18 protein-coding genes are annotated in these 19,339 nt (G+C 42.3%); all 18 read right to left on the bottom strand.

What is annotated here, in order from left to right; all coding sequences use genetic code 11:
• Positions 1 to 98: 98 nt before the first annotated feature.
• Complete coding sequence (flgL, locus tag BMX79_RS03160) at positions 99 to 1,031, bottom strand: flagellar hook-associated protein FlgL (protein WP_091479050.1); 933 nt, start codon at positions 1,029 to 1,031, stop codon at positions 99 to 101.
• A gap of 2 nt (positions 1,032 to 1,033) precedes the next feature.
• The gene (flgK, locus tag BMX79_RS03165) at positions 1,034 to 2,545 is read right to left on the bottom strand and encodes a flagellar hook-associated protein FlgK (protein WP_091479052.1); all 1,512 of its coding nucleotides are present in this window, start codon (positions 2,543 to 2,545) and stop codon (positions 1,034 to 1,036) included.
• Between the two features lie 11 nt (positions 2,546 to 2,556).
• Positions 2,557 to 2,922, bottom strand: a complete 366-nt coding sequence (locus BMX79_RS03170; protein WP_091479054.1) for a flagellar export chaperone FlgN — start codon at positions 2,920 to 2,922, stop codon at positions 2,557 to 2,559.
• A gap of 4 nt (positions 2,923 to 2,926) precedes the next feature.
• Positions 2,927 to 3,208, bottom strand: a complete 282-nt coding sequence (flgM, locus tag BMX79_RS03175; RefSeq protein ID WP_091479055.1) for a flagellar biosynthesis anti-sigma factor FlgM — start codon at positions 3,206 to 3,208, stop codon at positions 2,927 to 2,929.
• 275 nt (positions 3,209 to 3,483) lie between these two features.
• Positions 3,484 to 4,593, bottom strand: a complete 1,110-nt coding sequence (gene fliY / locus BMX79_RS03180; RefSeq protein WP_091479057.1) for a flagellar motor switch phosphatase FliY — start codon at positions 4,591 to 4,593, stop codon at positions 3,484 to 3,486.
• A complete protein-coding gene (gene fliM / locus BMX79_RS03185; protein WP_256212648.1) occupies positions 4,586 to 5,590 on the bottom strand; it encodes a flagellar motor switch protein FliM in 1,005 nt (334 codons plus the stop codon). Before fliM ends, fliY begins: the two co-directional genes overlap by 8 nt.
• Positions 5,587 to 6,006, bottom strand: coding sequence for a chemotaxis protein CheW (locus BMX79_RS03190; protein WP_091479059.1), 420 nt, complete (start codon positions 6,004 to 6,006; stop codon positions 5,587 to 5,589). The genes fliM and BMX79_RS03190 overlap by 4 nt, the downstream gene beginning before the upstream one ends.
• Before the next feature lie 82 nt (positions 6,007 to 6,088).
• The gene (locus BMX79_RS03195) at positions 6,089 to 6,451 is read right to left on the bottom strand and encodes a response regulator (RefSeq protein WP_091479060.1); all 363 of its coding nucleotides are present in this window, start codon (positions 6,449 to 6,451) and stop codon (positions 6,089 to 6,091) included.
• Between the two features lie 16 nt (positions 6,452 to 6,467).
• The gene (locus BMX79_RS03200) at positions 6,468 to 7,064 is read right to left on the bottom strand and encodes a chemotaxis protein CheC (RefSeq protein WP_091479062.1); all 597 of its coding nucleotides are present in this window, start codon (positions 7,062 to 7,064) and stop codon (positions 6,468 to 6,470) included.
• 1 nt (position 7,065) lies between these two features.
• Positions 7,066 to 9,093 (bottom strand): chemotaxis protein CheA, encoded by a 2,028-nt coding sequence (locus BMX79_RS03205; protein WP_091479064.1) that lies wholly within the window; start codon positions 9,091 to 9,093, stop codon positions 7,066 to 7,068.
• 18 nt (positions 9,094 to 9,111) lie between these two features.
• Positions 9,112 to 9,891, bottom strand: a complete 780-nt coding sequence (locus tag BMX79_RS03210; protein ID WP_091479065.1) for a CheR family methyltransferase — start codon at positions 9,889 to 9,891, stop codon at positions 9,112 to 9,114.
• A 4-nt stretch (positions 9,892 to 9,895) separates the two neighbouring features.
• Complete coding sequence (locus tag BMX79_RS03215; protein WP_091479067.1) at positions 9,896 to 10,909, bottom strand: protein-glutamate methylesterase/protein-glutamine glutaminase; 1,014 nt, start codon at positions 10,907 to 10,909, stop codon at positions 9,896 to 9,898.
• 20 nt (positions 10,910 to 10,929) lie between these two features.
• Entirely contained in the window at positions 10,930 to 11,412 is a 483-nt protein-coding gene (locus tag BMX79_RS03220) for a chemotaxis protein CheD (protein ID WP_091479069.1), read from the bottom strand.
• A 26-nt stretch (positions 11,413 to 11,438) separates the two neighbouring features.
• Positions 11,439 to 11,909, bottom strand: a complete 471-nt coding sequence (locus tag BMX79_RS03225; RefSeq protein WP_091479071.1) for a chemotaxis protein CheW — start codon at positions 11,907 to 11,909, stop codon at positions 11,439 to 11,441.
• A gap of 21 nt (positions 11,910 to 11,930) precedes the next feature.
• Positions 11,931 to 14,246 (bottom strand): methyl-accepting chemotaxis protein, encoded by a 2,316-nt coding sequence (locus BMX79_RS03230; protein WP_170231050.1) that lies wholly within the window; start codon positions 14,244 to 14,246, stop codon positions 11,931 to 11,933.
• Between the two features lie 276 nt (positions 14,247 to 14,522).
• Positions 14,523 to 16,598 carry a methyl-accepting chemotaxis protein gene (locus tag BMX79_RS03235; protein WP_091479074.1) on the bottom strand — a complete coding sequence of 692 codons (2,076 nt, stop codon included), beginning with the start codon at positions 16,596 to 16,598 and terminating at the stop codon, positions 14,523 to 14,525.
• A 282-nt stretch (positions 16,599 to 16,880) separates the two neighbouring features.
• Entirely contained in the window at positions 16,881 to 18,116 is a 1,236-nt protein-coding gene (hflX, locus tag BMX79_RS03240; RefSeq protein WP_091479076.1) for a GTPase HflX, read from the bottom strand.
• Positions 18,117 to 19,091 (bottom strand): tRNA (adenosine(37)-N6)-dimethylallyltransferase MiaA, encoded by a 975-nt coding sequence (gene miaA / locus BMX79_RS03245; RefSeq protein WP_091479078.1) that lies wholly within the window; start codon positions 19,089 to 19,091, stop codon positions 18,117 to 18,119.
• Positions 19,092 to 19,339 lie beyond the last annotated feature (248 nt).

Consider the following 19,339-nt stretch of genomic DNA (forward strand, 5'->3'; position numbering starts at 1 on the left):
CTATTATTCTACAGGAGAACTCACTTGTTTTCTAATATCTAAAAAAATGACGTTAGTGAGTTAATCTCACCAACGTCATTTATTGTACAACCAATTTTCTATCTTACATAATCCAGGATGTTTGTTTGCAGTATTCTTGTTCCCATATTTAAAGATGCCTGATATGATACCATCTGCATAGAGTACTTCATATACGTTTCAGCCAGATCTATATCTTCAGTAAGTGATCGTGTGGTTTCCAGGTTTAAATACTCTTCTTCATTACGATCTCTAGCTGCAATCAATCGGTTTTGAATGGCACCAATATTTGTTCGCTGATTAACAGTATTATTCATCGCTTTGTCAACACCAGTTAACAGTCTGCCACCTAATGCTTCTGTATCATCTGAGTCAAGCGCTTGGAACAAATCAGAAAATAAAGCATTTAAATCTTGCGCATTACCTTCACTATCCGTAAAAGCATTAAACAACTTTGATCCATCAGTCTGTAATTCTACCATCACACCTCGACCGATTTCTTTCGAAACATTACCATTCGGTGCTCCAGCTGGATTATTGAAAACTAGCTCAAATCCTCCATTTTCTTTATTAACTGAAAAAGGTTTGTCAGAACTAGCTTGTCCTCCGAAAATATAGCGTCCAGCAAAGTTTGTATTTAATGAATCGACCATTGTTTCGACTTCACTCATGATTTCGGATTTTATCGATTGTCTGTCATCATTACTATAGGAGCCATTCGCGGCCTGCTGGGTCAGTGTGTAAATTCTTTGAAGTGATGAGGTCATGCTGTCTAAAGCAGAATCCTGAATATTAGTGAAATCGATGGAATCACTTATTGTCGTCTTGTACTGCTGATTCTGCTTGATTTCATTTTTTAGGTCGAGTATCTTGGATACCTTCAGTGGATCGTCACTCGGGCGGTTGACTTGTTTCATTGAAGACAACTGCTCCTGATATTTGAAGACACTATTTGAATTTTTATTTAGATTAGATAAAAAACTTTGAGACATTAAGGAGTTAGTTATTCTCATTTTTATACCCCTGTTCTATTGATTAATGTATCGAGCATCTCAGAAATCGTCTGAAGGACGCGTGAGTTGGCCTGGAAAGCACTTGAGTATCTGATCATGTCTACGACTTCTTCATTGATATCGACTCCAGAAATAGATTCACGACGCTGTGTCAGCAAGTGCATCAAGGCACTTTGAGTATCCAGCATATTATCTTCCTGCTGCTTGACGATACCCATCTCAGTAACCATACTGTTGTAGCGACTGAACAATGTTGAACCAACTCCGGACCCTTCAATTTTCATCGAGTCCTGGTTAAACGTCCAGCTTTCTGAATTAAGAGACAGATTCTGGTACTGAAGCCCGGCAATCGCTTGAGCTCTTGATCCATCACCTGAAAAAGTATTGTTAAGGTCTTTACCTGAAACAACATTTTCGGGATTTTTTCTAAGTGACTCACTTACTCGGATATTTAAAGCTGCATTTTCTTTAGTCAGTTCTCCGTTATTGAAGAATTCGACTCCACCGTTATCATAGTCTCCACCATTACTGTGGATAAGGTTGACTGCAGTAGCGAAGCTGAACGCAAACTCGTTTAAATCACTCTGCATGTCGGAGATAACTCCAAGAGCGTCTTGAGTCCCTTTCATTGATCCTTTTTGAGGATTGATAAATGTTGCAGAACCGGCTTCATTTTTAACAATGACCTTACCTATTAGATTTTCGCCTTCAGGACCTTCAACGCTATCCCCATTTGACAGGTAAAAAGTCCCGTTCTCCTCTTTCGTCACCACTGCCAGTTCTTTGCGTGACGAACTGTCCAGGACATTTGTTCCGGCAACATCGACGGAGACTCTATTGAAACGGTCACGTTCCACTGTAATGTCCACTTTACCTGCTAAATCTGTCAGCAGTCGATCCTGCTGATCCAGAAGATCATTAGGGGTAAATCCACGAACAGACGCCTGCCAGATCTGATGGTTCAGATTTTCCAGCTGCTTCAAGGTTGAGTTCGCGTCTAGTGCGGATTTGTCCAGTTCATTCAATGTATCTTTATGTAAGCTGTCCATGCTGTTAGCCATATGATGGATCGTATCGGTAAAGGTTTCGGTTGTCTGAACTAGCATCGTACGGGCAGATGCCTGTTCCGGATTAGATGCCAGATAAGTCCAGGCGTTGAATACTTCAGAAATCTGATTGGATAGTCCTGTATCCGACGGCTCGTTGAACGTTGCTTCCAGCTGGCCGATAATGTCAGATAGGGACTTATGTTTCTCTGTAGTTGAGTGTGCATCTCTCAGTTGCGTATTGACATACTGATCGCTGACTCGGTCAATGTTTCCGATACGTACACCTGTACCGATCTGTCCAACGCCTGCAACACTTTGAGCCAGATCAGCCTGCATGGTAACACGCTGTCTTGTATATCCAGTCGTGTTTGCATTCGCTACATTATGGCCGATAGTCTGCAGAGCTGTCTGCTGGGCATTCAGCCCTTTTGTAGCTGTATTTAATGTTCCAAATAATCCACTCATATGCTTTCTCCTTAAAGTGATTGATCAAATAACGTACTTTTTTTCGTGTCGTCAAATGTCCCTTTTTTCGAATACGTATTGTTCTGCTTCGCTGCTTTCTTGATATGCTCCAGCATCGTTTCAGTGTATCTGATCGATTGTTCGGTCAGCATAAGGTTCGTTTCCTGAAGGGCTTTGACTTCACGAGAAAGAACGCTGAGTTTATCAACCTCAACGTCGTCTTCGCTGAACTTAGACAAAGTAATCATAAGGTCTTCTTTCTCCTGGATGATTCCCGGCAGCTTTTCCGCATCGTTTTCAATCAGAACTGACTTTTCTCTCTCCAACACTTCTTTTAACTGAGACAGATAAGTCAGTACTTCTTCGGTTTTACTCATTTTATTAAAACTCCTTTTGTTCCTGAAGCGTTCTGACCAGCCCATCTGTGATCTTGCTGGCATCCACTTCATACTCTCCATTTTGAATAGCCTGCTTGATCGCATCAACGCGTTCAGAAAAAGCAGCTTTATCTGCATCGAGCATCGCCTGAGCTTCTTTAGAAATGCTGACTTTTACGGCTTCTTTTGGCTGTGCTTTAGAAGCTGAGTCAACAGCTCCCTCTTTTTTTAATTGTTTAGGCTGGTTTACCGATGAAACCAGGTTAGAATATTTATTTATTTTCATCGTTCATACTCTCCTTTACCCTACACTTTTTAGCTGACAGAGATTCAATTTTATAAAATTAGTGTATCTAATGTTATTATCGGATGGATACAACAGATATTAACCCCTATTTCCGATTTACAAAACTAGAATAAGTATATCGAAAATGGGGGCGGGATGTAACCCTTCGTAAGATGAAACCTGTGACATATCAAAGAAAAGGATAAAGAGTAACTACTAACAACACATTTTCCAAAATAAAAAAGCAGGACTGCTCCTGCTTTTCCATAACATATTTAATCTTTATTCAAATGACGGACACGTTGTTCTTTACTTAAAATATTTGTGATGCGGATACCGAAACTTTCGTTGATAACGACGACTTCGCCTTCTGCGATCAGTTTTCCGTTGACGTATATTTCAAGTGGTTCGTCAGTCATCTTGTCCAGTTCAACCACAGATCCTGTGCTCAATGACAGAATATCTTTGATTGTCTTACGACTTTTTCCTAGAACGACACTGAAGTCAAGCGGGACATCCATGATCAGGTCCAGATTACGTGGAGAATTTTTGGACTCATTTGGTGTCAGATCCTGAAATTTAGGTTTCTGAATGCTGACAGTCTCGTTTTGAACAGCTGTCTGTTCAGCAGGTTCAGCTTGTTTTGTTTGAGGTGCAGGTGTGTCTTCAACAGGTTTGACTACAGCCTGTTCGCGGCCATGAAGCACTTCAGCTTCGTCACCCAGCATAATATCTGCAATCTCCATAGCTGTATCAAGTGGAAGGACCTGCATGATTTCACTGTCCAGCAGTCCTTCCACACTCAAGCGGAAGGATGTACTGCAGACAACTTCCTGCTGGTTCGGCATTTCAACTGCTGCTTCTTCGGCATTTTCCCATTTCTTTACAGTCGGTGGAGATATGTCCACCCGTCTGTCGAACATAGTAGCCATAGCTGTAGAAGCAGCTCCGATCATCTGGTTCATGGCCTCTGATACGGCACTCAGTTCAAGTTCAGTGAACTCATTATCTTCGACATTCGTTCCGTCATTTCCCATCATTAAATCAGCGATAATAATTGCATCGTTTACATCGATCATCAGAACATTTTTACCAATTAGTCCTTCTTTGAACGAAATGGTCGTTACGACTTTAGGCGTTTCGTTGGCATCAACGACTTCCTTGATCGTTACTCCTTTGACCACAGGTGTTGTAATTTTCACTTCTCGATTCAATAACTGGGAAAGAGTCGTGGCTGCCTGTGACATGGATATGTTACCGACTTCGCCAATGATATCTTTGACATCCTGACTTAACGGATCTTCCGTCGGCTTAGGGGTCTCAGGTTCGACCGACCCACCATTAAGCATGGCATCGATTTGTTCCTGTGTTAACTGCTCACTCATCGTCACTCTCTCCTCCCGTAAATTTCAGTATTTCGACTGCCAGTTTCTTGTTAAGCAGTCCAGGTTTCACCTTAAAGTAAGGCTTATCTTCAACGTATAAGGTCAAAGGTTTGGATGTCTTTTCATCCAGCTGGATAATGTCGCCTTCTTCCATTTCCAGGAAGTCGGAAACGTCCATTTTAGATTCTCCAAGTACCACTTCAACGTCTACCGGAACACGATCCAGATTATGTGCAATTTGTCCTCTTTCAGAAGAATCAAACTCTTTTCCGGAATGGAACCAGTTCTTGAAACTGAGTTTGTCGAGTATGTCTTCAAAAAATATGTATGGAATGCACATGTTCAGGAATGTTTTCTGTTCACCCAAAGAGACTGTGAATGTAACCAAAACGACAGGTTCATTAGGAGACATCGTCTGAAGCAGTTGGGGTTTTGTTTCGGTGTCTTCAAGGGTAACATCGATTTCCTTGATGTCTCTCCATGCTGCTTCAAAAGAACGCATAAGGGACTTAAGAACATCCTCAAGTATAGCCAGTTCAATATCAGTGAAACTGGATTTGTTTTTCAGAGTTTCTTCTGAAGATACTTCAGTATAGCCACAGAGAAGCTCTACGATCTGAAGACTGAACTGGGGATTGATTTCCAGTATCTGCAGGCCACTTAATGGGGCGCTCTTGAATACGCCCATTAAAGTAAAGCTTGGGACGGAATGGACGAATTCGTCAAAGGAGACCTGTTCGATGGCGGCAATCTTAGCTTCGACAGGCTTTCTCAGTTGAGTCGACAGCAGATTGGATGCCAGTTTCGAGAAATCCTCAAAGACCATAGTGATCGTTGACAGGTATTCTTTTGACAGGCGGACAGGTCGTCTGAAATCGTAAGTCTTGACCTTCGCGCCACTTGTTTCCTCATCCATTTCTTCTGTATCGATTTCTCCACTATCCATGGCAACCAGCAAAGCATCTATCTCTTGTTGGGATAAGACTTGTTGGCTCACGCTACTTCCTCTTTCTCTTTCAGAATTGAGTCAATATTTATAATACTGACCATCTCATTGTAGACAGAGACATAACCGTCAACAAGCGCATCCTCCTCATCGTCGAATCGCTGGATCTGATCTTCAGTGATGTCGGTAACACCGACTACCTTTCCGACCATTAGTGCAAGCGGATTATCTTCTGTATTCACAATGACGGTATTATTGTACCACAATTCTTCTGTAGCGCTAGACCCGTTAAGCAGTGCTTCAAGGTCGATCAGGGTCATGATCTGGCCTCTCAGGTTGATGAGTCCCCTGGTCCAGGATGGTCCTTGGGGGATGATCGTCTCCTTGAGAGGAGTGGTGATTTCCTCTATATTCTCTGTATTAAAGCCATAAAATCGTTCTTTTAATTTGAATACTATCAGCTGCATTGAGTAAATCCCCCTCGCTTAATCTTCGGCTATTTCATGATGTGACAGAATTCTGAATCTTTATTCATTTACATTGAATGAATTAACTAATGGCTTTATCCAATGCCTTGATCACGCGTTCAGTATCAAATGGCTTGACGATGAAATCCATTGCCCCAGCACGAATAGCATCCATAACCATCGTCTGCTGCCCCATTGCTGAACACATCAATACAATTGCACTGCTGTCCATCGCCTTGATTTCTTTCAGAGCTTCAACTCCGTCTTTTTCAGGCATGGTGATGTCCATAGTAACAATGTCGGGCTGAACTTCTTTATACTTTTCAACAGCTTCATTCCCATTCTGGGCTTCTCCTGCTACTTCATATCCATTTTTTTCCAAAATGTCTTTCAGTTTGATACGCATGAAAGCTGCATCATCGACGATTAGTACACGTTTACTCATTTTATAAATCCTCCTATTATATTCCTAGTTGTGTCAGCAATAGTTCCAATGTGTTGGGTTTTGGAACGAAGTACAAACTACCCTCGATTTTATGACCCTCACTGTGGAAATTATTCCTGATGATAAATAGCTCGTCACTGTACTGTTCCTGCTGCATGTAGACACTGGTCAGAATCGATCCGAAAAGATCGGTCGTCATGACCGGAAGTGAAGCGATCAGTGGTTTACTGATCAGCTGCATCACTGCCTGAAGGAAAGACTGAAACAGAATATTGCTCAATTCCTTCAATGCTGAATCGGTCAGGTCTTCTGTAAATTCCGATGTTTCCGGCAACAGCATTTGAGCCAGTTTCTCTGCATCTTCAGGATCGATCACGAATAAAAATACTCCGTACTTCTTACCGTGCAGTTCAGAAAGGACAGCCCTAACAATTGTATCATCAGATTGTACTGTTTGATAGACCTCTTCGTAAGAAAGTAGTTCTACAAAGGGAACATCCATATCTACCGGACGCCCAATCATCTTGGACAGGCTGGTTGCGGCATGTCCGCCTCCAATATTGACGACTTCCTGAAGCGCATCCTGCCTGAGCAGTGCATGTTCCTTAGTCATCTCATCTATCCTTCTTTCTTGTACAGAGAGATGTAACGTCAAGAATCAGACTGATGCTTCCATCTCCAAGAATGGTTGCTCCGAGGAAATTGGAAATTTCGTTCAATTCGCGCCCCAGTTTCTTGATGACGATTTCTTTCTGATGGATCAGTTCATCTACAACCAGTGCGTAGCGGTTTTCACCAATCAGAACGACGACCACATGCTGCGTGCTCTCGTCAACTTCCGCAATATCCAGTGCTTTGGATACTCGAATTAGAGGGATAGTGTGCCCTTCGTACTTGTAGACTTCTTTCTGATGGACAGATATCGCTTCTTCCTCTTCAAACCGGTTGACTTTGTCAATGACCGCCTGTGGAATAGCGAATGTTTCTGTTCCTACTTTGACCAGTAAGGATTGAATAATTGACAGGGTCAATGGCAGGGTGATTCTGAACGTTGTCCCTTTACCCACCTCACTGAAAGTCTCAATGGTTCCGTTCAGGCTTGATATTTTTTCCTTAACAGCATCCATCCCCACACCACGACCAGATATACCTGTTACAGAAGCTGCCGTTGAAAATCCAGGATGGAAAATAAGATTCTGAATCTGCTCGTCGGACATGCCTTCAGTCGAAATACCTTTTTTATTGGCGCTCTGTTCAATCAGTCGAGGATTCAGTCCTTTCCCGTCATCAGCCAAAGTCACAATGACCCGGTTGCCCTCAGGATAAGCGGACAATTTGATTTTTCCAGTTCTTGGCTTACCTGCCTGTTCACGTTCATCAGGCATCTCGATGCCGTGATCAGCCGCATTTCGGAGCAAGTGAATGAGTGGTTCCCCAATCTCCGATACGACTGTCCGGTCAAGTTCGGTATCTTCTCCTTCAGTCAGGAAGTCGATTTCTTTTCCAAGTTCATTAGTCAGATCCCTCATCATACGTGGGAAACGCTGAACGACTACGTTGAAAGGCTGCATACGCAACTGAAGGACCAGTTCCTGAAGCTCTGTAGTAATTCGGCCGACCTGTGTCAGTGGTTCATTCAGTTCCTGAAGCTGATTCTTTTCAGAAACGTCCTCCAAGCGAGTCCGGTGAATAACCAGCTCTGACACTAGATTCATAAACTGATCCAGTCTTGTCAAGTCTACTCGTATGGTCTGACGAGCGGGAGCTTTCTTGCGCTCCGGGGTTTTCTGTACTGACTCATTAACCTCTTTTAGACTTTCAGAGTCTATTGTATTAACAGGGACGGATTGCTTAGCTTGTGTGTCGTCCTGCTGTTTCATCTCTTCTTCTATTGTAGTAGCAGTAACCATGAATTCTTCAATTTCACTGCTATCTTCTACATGTTTTTCAATTTCCTCTTTTTCTTCTTTAGACAGGAAATACAGAGTGACTGGACCATCCAATTCTCCTTGCTCAAGTGCGTCTGCAGAAGGCTTCATTTGAACAAAATCACCAATCTGTTCCAGTCGATTCAAAATCATAAAGGCGCGTGCGGCTTTCATCATGCTTTCTTCTTCAACTCGAATGCCTATAGCATAAAACTGATAACCCGTAGCTTCTGCAGACTGAACAGCCAGTTGATCCGCTTCTTCCAGATCAGGGAAGTCAAATTTCGGTTGACTGTTTTCATTAAGCACGGCTGAATCGGACGCTTCACCTTCTTCATTAGCCACTTGATGCAGTCTGTTTACAAGATCGGAAATATCAACAGCTTCCACGTTTTCAAGGCGCAGGTTCTCAACGATTTCTGTCAGCAGATCCAGGCTTTCAAAGAACAGAGAAATCAGTTCACTGGACACTTTGACCTGATCACTTTTCACCAGTTCAAAGACACTTTCGACCGCATGTGTCAGTTCTGCCATCGTTTCAAATCCCATAGTTGCCGCCATCCCTTTAAGAGTATGGGCAGCTCGGAATATCGCATCAATAATCTGCTTATCTTCAGGGTTCTGTTCCAGCTGAAGGACTTCCTGGTTCAGTATGGCTAGGTTTTCGTCTGTTTCTTCAAAGAACAGATCCAGGTATGCACTATTGTCTTCCATCATCTTCCTCCTATCGCATTACACCGTTTTTTCATAGATGAACGACGACACTTTCTTCAGTCCGAATTGTTCAGGCTGATAGATGGTCTCTGTTGCACCTGTAAACAGCAAGCCACCTTTAACCAGTGAGTCGCTCATTTTACGGTAGATCTCTTCTTTAATTTCGTTTTTAAAATATATCGTGACATTTCTGCAGACAATCACATGCAGGTTCTTCTCGAAGTCATCAAGAACCAGGTCATGCTTTCTGAAATCGACCATCTGTTTGATATTATTATTAAGCACGTAGCGGTTATTCTCAATAGCAAAATAATCGCTGCGATCGATTACTGATACATTTTTCAGTTCACTTTCTTTAAATATACCCGTTTTTGCTTTTTCTAAGATTGTATCATCGATGTCAGTAGCAATAATCTTTTTCTTTAAGGGGAGAGAATGGCGGTCAATAATCATAGCTAACGAATACGGTTCTGCTCCAATAGAACAGGCAGCACTCCAGATCGTTATCTTATCGAATTTTTTTGAAAGGTCTGTCCTCAGAAGCTCCTCAAACTTTTCAAATAAGTCTTTATTTCTGAAAAACTCCGTTACATTAATTGTTATGTAATCGAGAAACTGTTTTCTGATCAGTTCATCACCATGTATTAATGTGGAGTATTCTTTTAGATCATTTGCTCCTGCCTGCCTCATGACGGTCTGAATCCGTCTGTTAAGCTGTTTTTCCTTGTATGCATCCAGGCGGATATTCAAATTAGTATGGACCCAGCTATAAAAATAATCAAAGTCTAAAGTTGTCATATGGTCACCTTGTCATTTCTTTTAGTATGTCTGCAATGTCATTCAAGCTTGCCGTCTGATCTGATAATCCTCGTTCAACGACTGCTCTTGGCATGCCGTAAACGATCGATGATGCTTTATCCTGTGTCAGAACGTACCCGCCGTTTTTCTTAATTACTTCACACCCGGGGGCCCCGTCACTTCCCATGCCGGTCATGATAATCCCCAGGATATCGCTTCCGTATTTATGGGAAGCTGTTTCAAACAAGTAATCCACTGCCGGTCGAACACCATGTACTTTCGGTCTTGTATCCAGTTCAAGATGATTTCCATTGATCGTCATGTGTCGTGCGCCTGGAGCAAGATAGACTGTTCCCGGTCTGATTTTCTGCCCATGCTCTGCTTCTACTACTGGAATGCTCGCTGCAGTGTCCAGACGTTTCGCAAAGGAAGCCGTAAACCCTTCAGGCATATGCTGAACAATGAATACCGGTATTGAAAGATCAGGAGATATGGCCTGAATGGCTTTGACCAGTGCTTTTGGTCCTCCAGTCGAAGCGCCTATCACGATGGCTTTAAGTGTATCTTTCTTCGATAATAATGCGTCATTTAAGACTTTTGAGGGTTGCTCTGTAATTACAGGCTGTTTTTCCTTAGTAAAATGTATTTTGATGCGTCTGGATAGATCACTTTGAAAGACATCCCAGTTTTCACTGATTGAGACTGGTTTTTCTATAAAGTCTTCTGCACCTAATTCAAGTGCCTGAATCGTCGTTTCTTCATTAGTCTTGGAACTAAGCATGATGACTGGTAATGTATGCTTTTCCTTTATGGCTTCCAGTGTTTCAAGACCGTTCATCATCGGCATTTCGACATCCAATGTAATAAGATCCGGTTTAGATTGTTCAATCAGTTTTAATGCTTCTATACCATTTCTGGCTACGTCTGTGACTTCGATTCCACTGCAGTCATTGAGTACGTTAGTCAGTACTTTTCTGAGCAATGCAGAATCGTCGACGACTAAAACTTTAATAGTCATGCTACATTCCTCATTCTTCTCTATAATACAAATTCTTCCCGGTTGACCATTCTTACTCTTACATCAAAAGTCTCAAGATCGACAAACATCGACCGACCCATATTACCACCAAGGTGTTCTGAGAGTATAGGCAGCTTAAGATCCTCAAGCGTCTGTCTGACGGCCTCAATATTCCGCTGGCCAATTTGTAGCGTTGCAGATTCACTTGCAAAAGCGAACATGCTCGCACCTCCTGCTATTTTTACCTGGAATGTGTCCACTTGAGTTCGTTCCTTTAGTTCCGAAACGATTCTAGGCAAAGCCAGATCAGCAAATTTAGGCCAGTTGTTTACATCTGAAAACGATGTACTATCCGGCAGCATGATGTGACTCAATGCACCTATCTTGGATTTAGGCTCATATATGGCTATACCTATACAAGAGCCTAATCCAATGGTTACCAGCTCGTCTGGTGCCTGCGCTATTTTATAATCTGATATTCCCACTTTAATTTGTTCCGACATCTTATTCTCCAATATGATTGCTGAATTTAGTCTTTTACTGCATGGATCGATACTAAACGTCTCAGTTCGTCGCCTTTTTCTTCTGCAAAAAGATAGTGGCTATCTAGAATTGGAATGATTCCCTCTTCTGTCTGAACGAAAAATGAGATATAAGACGTGGATAGACCATCAATTTTTTCTTCTTCAGTTTCCAGCAGATCTTCAGTATTGAATGTTTTAACCACAGTTACTTCGTCAACCAGTAGACCGATCGTTGTATCTTTCCAGTTTACTAATATGATATCAGCTTCCTCAGGAGAAAGATGAGGTTTTTGGTAAAAACGGTCTAACAAGTCAATGACCGCTATAACTTCACCTTCAACTTCTTGTACGCCGACTATATAAGATGACATATCAGGTACAGGGGTATGGTTTTCGAGAGCAATGATTTTATCTGTTTCTGAAATAGGGAGGCCGAATGTCTGATCTCCTGCCTTGAATAAGATGTACTGTGTCATAATTGTATTTACTCCTTCTTATTATGCAAACTCCGGAGCCAGTCCGTCCAGGTCGACTTCGTTATCAGTCATCTGATCAGAATTCTTCTGATCAATAATGAATTTTTCTGCTGATACTTTAAGTGTCACGGCTACGTTTTCCAGTCGGTTGATATGTGAAGTGAATTCTTCCATTGTTGCAAGAATCTCTTCTGCATTTGCTGACACCTGTTCAGTCCCTGCAGAATTCTCCTGTGCACCTGCTGCAATACTTTCGAGCTGAGCCACTACTTCTTCTTTCTTCTCATTGATGATTGAAGAAGACTGCATGACCACCATCATGCTGGCCACAAGTCGTTCCAGAGATGCGGCAACATTTTCTGAGCTCTTGATCGCTTCATCAATTTTTTCTGTCTGCACTTTACTGTCTTCATTCGTTTCTTCCAGATGATGAACCATTCCAGATGACTTCTCCTGAATTGTACGAATGATGGTCTGAATGTCTTTTGAAGATGTCGCACTCTGTTCGGCAAGTTTACGGATTTCTTCAGCAACAACTGCAAATCCGCGACCGGCATCTCCAGCTCGTGCAGCTTCGATTGAAGCGTTAAGAGCGAGAAGGTTTGTCTTGGAAGCAATCGTTGTGATCGCCTGGACTATGCCTTCTATGTTTTGAATGTCGCCATCCACTTCCTCAATCTTCTCTTTAAGGTCATCCAGTGTTTCTAACGTTTCTTTCCACTTCTGTTCAACTTCATGGGTCGCAAATGTATTCTGACCGTTCACGATCATTGTCTTATCTGCATGCTCGCCCATTTGTCCGACGGCCTGATTGATTTCTTCCAGAGCTTCTGACAAGGCATTCATCTGTGTAGCCGTTGCTTCAGTATCCTGTGTCTGCATGGATGTCGCTTCTGCAACCCCATTGATGGTTTCAGAAACTTCTGCTGTCGAACGGCTGGTCTGATCAGCTATTTCTGTCAAAGTCGTTGCCATTGTTGATACATTCTGACTATTTCCTTGGATCACTTCTACAGTTTCTCCAAATGTTTCCATTGTTCGGTTGAAAGCCAGTCCAATCTGATGGATTTCATTTCCTTTAGGATCGAGTGCCTTGCCTTCTTTTGGCTTCCTGCCACGTTTTTCATTCCATTTGTCCAGCCCTTTAATTAAAGTTACGCTTGGGTTGAACAAGTCTTTTTTATTCAGTCGAGCTGTCAGATCTCCTTTTTCTACTCGTCTGAATGCATTCATCAGAGCATCAGAGATAGCTGCAACCAGTCCGGAAGCCAGAAGCGCCACGACTGCAGCGACAATTATTGTTAGAACAGTAATGAAGATCAAAATATTACGTAATGCACCCTGTTCTTCAGCCATTTCATTTAAACGGACCATTCCATATATATTGAGTCCTAAGTTCGGAAGAGATTCATGATAAATCCCAAATCTCCCACCGTTGATTTCTCTATCGTAAACCAATGCAGATGCATTCTCTTCACCGGTATCTGATGACGACGTTGATACGTCATTTCCAACTGTCTTACTGAAAAAGTCCGAAGATGACATGTTTTCTCCTACCCAGTCCTGCTGAGAAGAAGCTACAACGTTTCCACTGTCAGTCAGAATGCTGATGAATCCTGTATTGGCAATTGCTGTATTATTGATTTCTTCACGAATAACATTCATATCCAGGTCGATAGCCAGAACACCTGTTGTGTTTGTCCCAGTACCGATAGATCTAGTGACAGTCATTCTAGATCTGTTATTGAATACATGCGGTTCATTCCAGTTCAATCCTGATGAGACAAGAGCACGCTCAAGCCATGGGTAGATTTCATAAGGATCCTGATTCCCTCTCACTACTGAGAGCGTGGATACGAATGGATTCTGAGAATCTGCAGGTACAAAATGCACATCTGCAATGTAGGGATTTCCTGTGACCACATACTGAAAACGTGATCCCAGTTCCATCTGTGCAGATTCATCACCGCTTGCTACGCGCTGTAAAACCCCATCCAAAGCTAAACGCTGAACGGTTTCTTCAGCAGCTAGAGCAGCAGCTGATATATTTTCAACCAGGTTGGCTGTGATCTGCTGCTGCTGTTCTTCGACTCTTTGAGTAATCAGATCGGATGTTCTGTTATATGTATACAGCATGGCTCCTAGAACTGGAACGAGCATTAGGACAATCAGACTAATAGCGATCGGCAGACGCACACTTTTATGTTCTCTGTTTTTGCCATTCTTACCTTTCTTACTTGTGAAGCGGGATAATTGATCACTAACATTAATTTTTGGCCATTTCACAGCTTTCAGTTGAGTTTTCAACCGATCAAACTGGGTTTTAGCTTTGTTCATATGTATTCTCCTCGTATATAATTTTTTATTAGTGCACTTCATTTTTTATAATCGGTCAAATATACAAATTGTTTATGCTTTCAGCGTATCTTATTGATTGTTCTTAATTCTGTCACAATTGCTTAAGATTAATTATTGAAGCTTTCTCTTTAAAGGGATGACACTTATATATAACCTATCAAATTTCTGCTTAGTTTTCTGTTTATTATACGTATTAATAAAAAATTCGAGGTCTCTCTACTATAAATAGCAGACCTCGAATCTGATTCATTTGAATTATGAAAACTGGTTAGTTGATTCTTTTAAGTTTCCTGCCAGGACTTTCATTTGTTCTATCGATGCAGTAAATTCTTCCATCGAAGCGAGGATTTCCTCAGCGTTCGCGGATACTTCTTCGGTTCCCGCCGCATTTTCTTCGGCAGAAGCTTCGATATTATCTAACGCTTTTACGACAGCTTCTTTTTTCTCTTCAACTAGAGAAGCAAGCTGGAAAGCCTGAGCGATGTGTTTAGCCAGCACTTGAATATTCATTGATATGTCTTCATTAGTCTGAGTGACACCTTTCAATGATTCCGTCTGTTTGTCACTATCATCCAGCACACGATCCAGTGTAGACACCATTTCATTTGAATCATGTTGAATAACTTGTATGATTTCGGTGATCATTTCAGATGAGTCATTACTCTGTTCAGCAAGTTTCCGTATTTCTTCAGCAACTACTGAGAAGCCTTTTCCTGCTTCCCCGGCACGAGCCGCCTCAATTGACGCATTCAAGGCCAGTAAGTTGGTCTTTTCAGAAATGTCCTGAATAGCTTTCAGTATTTTTTCTACATCCTGGACATTGCCGTCCACTTTTCCAATATTAGCTTTCAGCCTATTGAAAGAATCTACGGTCTCATTCCAGGTCTGATTAACATGTCCCATTTTCCGGTCGTTTTCTCCCAGAGCCAGCACAGTGCCGTCCGCATGCATTCCAACTTCCTGCATATTTGAAGTAATCGCATTGACATGTTCCGACAGTTCGTCCATGAGCTTGACCGTGTTCTGAGTATCCGAAGTCTGCTGACCACTGGAGTGAGCAATGCTCTGAATCGTTTCTGATACTTCTTCTGTTGCATTTTTTGTCTGCTCAGTTATTTCTGCCAGATCAGAAGCCAGTTCATCTACTGATTTAGCTTTACCTTGAATATCATAGATTACCTTCTGGAATGTTGAGACAGCTTCATTGAAACTCCACCCGATCTGATGGAGCTCGTGTCCATTTTCTTTTATCTCATTAACAGCCGGCTTGTTTTTCTTCGATGTTTTTTTCTTTTTCCCAGTCTTTAAAGAGGTTATGCGTGTTCTCAAGTCCCCTTCCTGAATTCCAGCTAGAGCTTCCCTTATCATTCTAGTAATCGATACGAGATAATTCGATAGAAGAATGGATAACCCCGCTGCACCTATTATGCTGATGGCCAGCACTCTTAGACTGCTTGTCAGAAACAAGTCATTTTCCGCAGACATCTCATTAGAGGTGACTGCTCCGTATACAATTAGGTTCATGTCTGGGACTCGTTCATAATAGATTGGGAAGGTCCGGCCATTAAAATCATTATATATTTCACCGGACATGTCAGTTGCTTCTAAGAAAATACTCTGGTTGCTTACGTCTTGTCCGGATAGAGTTGGATCTTGTGTAAACTGCCAGTAGCCTGCTTCAGTTATGACAAACGGATACCCTGTCTCTCCAATTTGACTACTGTCGATGACAGCTGCAATACTCTCCATGTCCATTTGAAGACCTAATATTCCAGTCTCTCCATTTTCCTGATCGATTGTCATGGCTGCAGCCATTGTTGTGGCCCCTGATACCACATCAGTATATGGCTCAGAGAAGTAGATATCTCCACCCGCTCCAGTAGCTCCAGCAAGCCAGTTTTGTGAAACTGTCTCTAAGTCCTGCTGTTCCATTGTTCCAACTGCTTCCTGACCAGGGATAAAGAAGAAGACATCGCTTATGTATTGTGAGGCTGACTGGACGACGGTCATCAGCTGATCCAGCTGGCTTTCATCTTCCAAAGTTGTGACTTGTGTCATGTCTTCTACTTCAGCGAGAGCCTCCAGACCACTTCTTGCTTCAGATCCGGCATCCTCCATAAGAGTAACGATTCGGCTTGTTGCCTGCTGCTGCTCTCTAAGCACGCGCCTAGTTACTGCCTGATCCATGCGGTAGTATAGTGCGCCCGAAACTATTAATATAGGAACGAACACCAAAGTTGTGAACAATAGAATAAAACGAAGGCGTAATGATTTCTTTTTTTGATCACTATTAACTATTCTGTTTCTTTTCTTGCCTGATATCTTTTTCACTCTAATCCCTCTTTCAAATATTGTGCATACTTTCTCATTATCGGATTAGGATCTGAAAAATTAATAGTTAATATCTATAAATTTTTCTAATTCTATAATTAAGAGTATTATATAATTAAATAACAAGTTAAATTTGTCGGTTAGTTTGTAAATATAATATAATGAGAACATTCTTACTTTTAGTGAAAACTGATCAAAAAAGCCCATCCATTGCCTTTAGGCGGGCAAAAGATGGGACTGGTTTATACTATTATGTCAGTAACGATTAAAGATAGTTGCTAATTAATCCTGGACCCATCTGGATCCTTTTTTTGCGTAACCTTCTACTGCATATACCTGATTGTCTTCATCAAAAAGCTGACGTTCGAGAAGAGTATTCTGACGGAGTTCGACTAGCCAGTCTCCCCGTTCGCTTGGAATGCTGAGCTGATAATGAACCATCTGTTTCTTTATTTCTTTTTCAATCGCATGTCTTAGCATCTCTATATCTTCAGGGTCGCGAGCCGAAATCGTGCAGTTCGGAAAGAGCGAGGTACGCGCAGGGGATTCCAGCAGATCCTTTTTATTGTACACCGTCAGCATCGGAATCAGATTCATTCCCAGTTCATCAAGCAGCTCCATGACCGTTTCCTCATGCGCCTTGATATTCTCAGCAGATGCATCCACGACATGTAAAAGCATATCCACGTGCTTGGATTCTTCGAGTGTCGACTTGAAAGCTTCGATCAGCTGAGTGGGCAGCTCCTGGATAAATCCGACCGTATCCGTCAGTGTGATCTGCATGCCTGACGGGAGCTCACTTTTTCTGGTCAAGGGATCGAGTGTCGCAAACAGCTGATCTTTTTCATACGTCTCCGCTTGAGTCAGCTGATTCAAGAGGGTCGATTTTCCAGCATTCGTATACCCGATCAGACCGATCTGAAATACGTTACTGTTTTTACGCTGTTCCCGGCTTCGCTCACGGTGAGCCGCAATCTTCTTCAGTTCCTTACGTATCTCTGTCATCTGTCTCTGAATGTGCCGGCGGTCAGTTTCCAGTTTCGTTTCCCCTGGACCTCTAGTTCCGATTCCTGCACCCAGCCGGGACATGTTCTCTCCCTGACCAGCCAATCTAGGCAGAATGTAAGACAGTTGTGCCAGTTCGACCTGCAGTCGCCCTTCCTTACTCTGTGCTCTGAGGGCAAAGATATCAAGTATGACTTGAATCCGGTCGATAACTTTAGCATCAACTTCCTCCTGAATATTTCTTACATGACTGGGTGAGAGTTCCTGGTTGAATACAATCGTCTGGGCTTCCAGCTCGTCTGCCAAATGCTTCAGTTCATTGACTTTTCCTTTTCCTATCACCGTTTTATGATCGATCCGCTCTCTTTTCTGAGACAGTTTAGCAACGACTTTTCCCCCGGCATTTTCAACGAGCTGCTCGAGCTCATCGAAAGAATAACGAAAAGCATCTTCTTCGTTCTGTTTTTCTATGCCGACGATGATGACTTTTTCATATGTCTGTTCTTGTTCCATTTAATCACTTCCTATATGGTCTTTTATCTGGCTTTTTAATGTATCGATTGACTCAGGATGCTCAATAAGATCAGCCCACTGATCGATTTCAAAGCGATTTCTGAACCAGGTTAACTGACGTTTTGCGTAATTTCTGGAATGCTGCTTGATTGTATCGACTGCTTCTTCTAGCGGCATACTTCCTTCAATATACGGAATCAGTTCTTTGTAGCCAATCCCTTTCAAACTCTGAGCATCTTCCGGAACATGTTTGATCAGCTCTTCCGCTTCCTCGAGCAGGCCAGACTCCATCATCTGATCCACCCGTCGATTGATTCGGTCGTACAATAAAGTCCGGTCTGTAGTCAACCCTATTACAAAAGCATCGTACAACGGTTCTTTCTTTTTTTCCGACTGATATTTGGAAAATGGCTGACCTGTTTCGTGAATCACTTCAAGCGCTCGGATCACGCGTCTGACATTGTTTGGATGAATCTGTTCAGCCGAAGCAGGATCCTTTTCCCTAAGCTTCTCGTGCAAAGCTTCTCTGCCATCCTCACGTGCCAGACTGTCCATTTCATCTCTAAATGCCTGATTCGGTTTTGCTTCACCGCCATGACTGATATCATACAGAAGGGATTCGATATATAAGCCGGTCCCTCCTACAATGATCGGAAGCTTGCCTCTCTCAGTGATCTCACTTATTTTCTGAGACGCGGCTTCTTTAAAATCCGACACACTAAATGGGTCTATAGGGTCTTTGATATCGATCAGATGATGCGGAAGACCTTCCGCTTCCTTTTCAGTCACTTTTGCTGTCCCGATGTCCAGACCTCTGTAGACCTGCATCGAATCTCCATTAATCAGTTCACCATTAAATGTTTTTGCCAGTTCAATACTTAACGCCGTTTTTCCCACTGCTGTCGGTCCGACGATCACAATTATCTTATCTTTCACACTATTCCTCCGCGATCTGTTGTGACTCAAGTATAGCATACGTCAGAGGAAAACTTAAAAGGGAGTCCATTGCTGAATAAAGCTTTTATAGTGAAATGAAATGGACTATAGAATGGATGGATGGAGTTTATGGGGATTATTTCTTTTGAACTAAACTGAAGAAGGGCTAAAAGGTAGTTCAGCACTGGAAAAAGCGCTGAACTAAACTCATCTGATAACGTGTGGAGTTTAGAGGGTAAAAAGATTGGTGAACTTCATTTTACCAGGAAAAAATGAAGTTCACATCG

Origin of the sequence: Alkalibacterium pelagium, from assembly GCF_900109325.1 — a bacterium.
GTDB classification, from domain to species: Bacteria; Bacillota; Bacilli; order Lactobacillales; family Carnobacteriaceae_A; genus Alkalibacterium; species Alkalibacterium pelagium.